This window comes from Ligilactobacillus equi DSM 15833 = JCM 10991, from assembly GCF_000615765.1.
GTDB classification, from domain to species: domain Bacteria; phylum Bacillota; class Bacilli; order Lactobacillales; family Lactobacillaceae; genus Ligilactobacillus; species Ligilactobacillus equi.
Genome location: NZ_BAMI01000092.1, coordinates 1 through 4012, shown reverse-complemented (window position 1 = coordinate 4012; position 4012 = coordinate 1). Strand labels below are relative to the sequence as shown.

Annotated in this window: 4 protein-coding genes and 1 pseudogene; 2 read left to right on the top strand and 3 right to left on the bottom strand. The window is 38.3% G+C overall.

What is annotated here, in order from left to right:
• On the top strand, nt 1-280 hold a 280-nt coding region (locus tag JCM10991_RS11295; protein ID WP_025021545.1), incomplete at its 5' end, for an NAD(P)H-hydrate dehydratase.
• Between the two features lie 44 nt (nt 281-324).
• Here JCM10991_RS11295 and JCM10991_RS14005 read toward each other — a convergent pair.
• From JCM10991_RS14005 to JCM10991_RS11280, 3 genes and pseudogenes are all read right to left on the bottom strand, one after another.
• Nucleotides 325-1034, bottom strand: a pseudogene (locus tag JCM10991_RS14005) (pseudouridine synthase).
• Complete coding sequence (locus JCM10991_RS11285; protein WP_025021544.1) at nt 1034-2677, bottom strand: putative polysaccharide biosynthesis protein; 1644 nt, start codon at nt 2675-2677, stop codon at nt 1034-1036. The pseudogene JCM10991_RS14005 and the gene JCM10991_RS11285 overlap by 1 nt, the downstream one beginning before the upstream one ends.
• Nucleotides 2678-2762: 85 nt before the next feature.
• Complete coding sequence (locus tag JCM10991_RS11280) at nt 2763-3755, bottom strand: YdcF family protein (RefSeq protein WP_025021543.1); 993 nt, start codon at nt 3753-3755, stop codon at nt 2763-2765.
• Nucleotides 3756-3779: 24 nt separating this feature from the next.
• On the opposite strand from JCM10991_RS11280, the gene JCM10991_RS14000 reads away from it, so the two are divergent.
• Nucleotides 3780-4012, top strand: a 233-nt coding sequence (locus JCM10991_RS14000) for a helix-turn-helix domain-containing protein (RefSeq protein WP_025021542.1), incomplete at its 3' end; no start/stop codon positions are given.

Below are 4012 nucleotides of genomic sequence, written 5' to 3'. Positions count from 1 at the left end.
AAAAAAATTTCAAACCGAAATTTACCACCCAAATAATCAAATCCACCAATTAAGTATCGGAGGGCCTTATATGGCTACTGGTGGGATGGGAGATACATTAACTGGAATTTTAGCGGCTTTCTTAGCTCAGTTTCATAATCAAGATTCCATCGCAGTCATTGACGCAGCTGTCTATTTCCATTCTTATGTGGCTCGAGAACTCAGTCAAGATAACTATGTCACCTTACCTTCTATAATTTGTCAGACCATCCCTACCATTATGCGTCGCTTCGCTAACTAAAAAACCGAGTTTCCTCCCTCATATGAAAAAGGAAACTCGTTTTTTTAACCTTTTAACTGTGCTAATTCCAAGTCCGTTAAAGGTCGATAAGCGCCAGGGGGCAAATCGGCTGGTAGACTTAAACTTCCCATTGTTAAACGTTTTAGTTCTACCACCCGGCAAGAAATAGCTGCAAACATCCGCTTAACCTGATGGTACTTGCCCTCATGAATGGTAATTTCCACTAAACTAGCTTCATTCTTAGGATCTTGTTCTCGCACTTGCACTTGGGCTGGTTGCGTTTGTTCACCGTTTTTAAGCTCCAAGCCGGTCCGAAGCCGCTCTAGACCCGATAACGTCAATTCACCAGCCACCATAGCCAAGTAAGTCTTCGCCACGTGCTTTTTAGGCGACAGCAACTTATGACCTAGTGGGCCGTCATTGGTAATCAATAAAAGCCCGGTAGTATCCTTATCTAGCGTCCCACCGGATAAAGATCAGCTCGATAGTCTGCTACTGAAAATAAGTCCATAACAGTTCTTTGACTGGCATCCTTAGTAGCCGTCACCACTCCTTTCGGTTTATGCAACAGATAGTAGAAATTTTCCTGATAGGTTATGACCCGATTATCAACCCGCACTGTTTGTTCCGTAACTTGGAACTTGCCATCTTTGATAATTTGGCCATCCACTTGGACCCTTTTAGCTTTGAGTATTTTTTTCACATCCGTCCGCCCCACATTTAAAGCATGGGCTAGATATTTATCAATTCGCATTATTTAATCCTCAAAATTTGTCTTAACTTGCCTACCTTAGTGCCTAAAGCACTGTCGGCAATCCGTGTTTTCAGCATAATGTAAACGTAAATCAAGGCCCCAACACCGGCACATATAACTAATTCAACCAGAGAAAATAGCCGATTGTCACTGGAAATCACTTGGTTTAACCCCCATGTTAGTGTGGCCGTTACCGCAAACATCAACATAGACGCAAATAAAATCCAATTAATCCGTGTTTGTAGGAAAGATAAATCTAAAATCAACTCATACTTCATGTAGCGGTAACATAAAACCGAAGAAAATAGGAGACCAATTGCCGTGGCAATTAACGGTCCAAAGGCTTCTAAGTAAGCTGTCAATGGAACTTGTAAAATTAATTTAACTACTAGACCATATAACATATATTTAATAGCTAGGCGATTTTGGTTTAAACCTTGTAACATATTCGCCAGTAACATGAATAAACCTTGGGTAACCGCTGTAAAAGCTGCAATCTTTAAAATCGCTGTTCCATAAGGCCCATATCCGTAAAAGACATTATATAAAGGTTGAGCTACCGCTGCCATCCCAAAAGCAGATGGTAACATGATAAAGAAAAATAGTTCTAGAATTTCTACGACCTGCTTTTGGACACTTTCCTGATCCCCTTTAGTATTAGCTTCCGTCAAAAGAGGTATCGAGGTCTCAGCCATTGCCAAAGCCAAGGAAACCACAATCATAACTACTTTATTGGCATTACCAGCAAATAAAGCATACATATTGTCGATTTCAGCTGTGGAGTAGTGACTACTCAAATACATAATAAATGGGAAAGTATACTGATCCACTAAACTGTAAAGTGTAATCGCAATCCCAATAAAGATAAACGGCACTGCCTGCCAAAGTAAATCCTTGATTAAAGTCTTATCAGAAATCTCGAGTTGATGATTACTATTTTGGGCTAACTTATGGAAAGAAGTGCGGTCCTTCAGGCGATAATAGGCTAAAACTAAAATCGCAAACACCGCACCAACAAAAGCCGCAAAGGTGGAATGTACCACGGCATTTTGGAAACCACCGTGCCAAACCTTCATAATCAAGAAGGTCGAACCTAAAAGATAGATAATTCGCGCAAATTGCTCAACTAATTGGGAAATGGCCGAAGGTTTCATATCTTGATACCCTTGGAAAAAGCCACGCGTCAAACTCATAACCGGAATAATTAAAATCGTCACTGCTAATGAGCGAAAAACTGGTATCATTCGAGCATCCCCCGCCGACAAAGCTGGAGATATAAACCACATGATTGCCGCCATCAACACCCCTAAGCCTGCCATGAATAGCACCATTCTCCGGTAAAGACGTTGACCTATACCATACTCATTTAAAGAATTATAGTGGGCCACTTGTTTAGCTACGGCTGAGGGAATACCAACAGTTGATAACATAATAAAAATACTGTAGACCGTATAACCCTTAGTGTATAAACCGTTAGCCGTTAAGGCATTATCTCCCATCCACAGATACCAAGGAATGATATATAAAGCTCCCAGAAGACGCGATAACATGCTAGCAATCGTCATCCAAGCCGAGCCACGCAACATTTTTTCTTTAGCGCTCGCTTCCTGAGCTACCGTTTTAATTTGTGTCTCTTCTTTCAATCTCAATATCCTACTTTCAATTTCGTAAACAAGCTAATTTTACTCTATTTTAATAGTAACTTCAATCTTAGAAAATTCCTTAATCCTAGCGGTTAAAAATTTGAATCACAACATAAAATGTTTCTAACAAAATTAAAACTACTAAAGCTAGTTTCCTTTTTAAAACTAAATAACCCACAAATTCCCGAATAAAAGCATTTAAGGTGAAATAAAATTTACTATGACTCCCATATCCTCGACAAGCTAGCCCTTCTTTTCTAGCAAATAAGAGCGCTCGTAAAACGTGAAAACTATTGGTCACTAACCCAACCTTAGCTCCTTTAGGAATTAATTGTTGGGAAAAACGAATATTTTCCCAAGTATTAGTCGAAGCTGACTCCAATAAAATATCTGTAACAGGTACTCCCAATTCTTGGGCATATTCTGCCATAGCTATTGCTTCAGGTCGAGACTCATCGGCTCCTTGACCTCCGGACATAATCAATTTAGCACCCGAAGCTTTACGATATAAGGCGACTGCTTTATCGATACGTTTAGCTAAAACTGGCGAAACTCTTCCGTCAATCAAGCCAGCACCGAGAACAATTAAATAATCTTCTTTAGTTTGTGGTAAGTGCCACAAATTTAACCAACTAGTTACGGTAAACATGGTTAATAGAAAGAGAATATAAATAATCACCAAATCCAACATATGGTAGATATGACTAAAAATTAGACCCCAACTGGCAAATAATTGGTCTAATCTTTGCCAAATAACTAAGTTTGCTAAAAGTAAAATCCCTGCTAACAAAGCCAAAAGATTACCAAAGGAGTAACTCGTTTGTCGCGCTAAACGCAAGCCATTAGTAATTAAGATTAAACTTACTAAAAATGGTACCAATAAAAAGAAAATCACAATCAGCACTGCTAGAAACATCAGCAAAACACCCCAAAAATTTCCTTGCTGTAGTAGACGATCAACTTGTACCAAAATCGTTGCCCCAAAAAACATTAGGGTTAATAGAAAATAAAATCCTAAAAACAAGGAACGACGGGCTATAATACCCTCTAAGTATACAGATGAAATATACAAAATCATCTAAATACTTGGAGGGTATTTTTTATGGCAAGAAAACCAAAATTTAATTCAGCACAAAAACTATCTATTTTAAAAGAGGCTAAAGAAAAAGATATATATGAAATTTCTAAAAAGTATTCAATTAATAATAGAACCATCCAACAATGGTGTCTATTATACAAATATCAAGGAATTGAAGGACTTAAAAGTAAGCGTACTAACCAAAGTTATACTCTTAACTTTAAAATTTCTTTAGTTACAGCATTTATGGAATCGGG

Bases quoted from the DNA above. Each gene is read 5' to 3' on its own strand.
- JCM10991_RS11280 (WP_025021543.1), bottom strand. From the start codon at position 3,755: ATGATTTTGTATATTTCATCTGTATACTTAGAGGGTATTATAGCCCGT.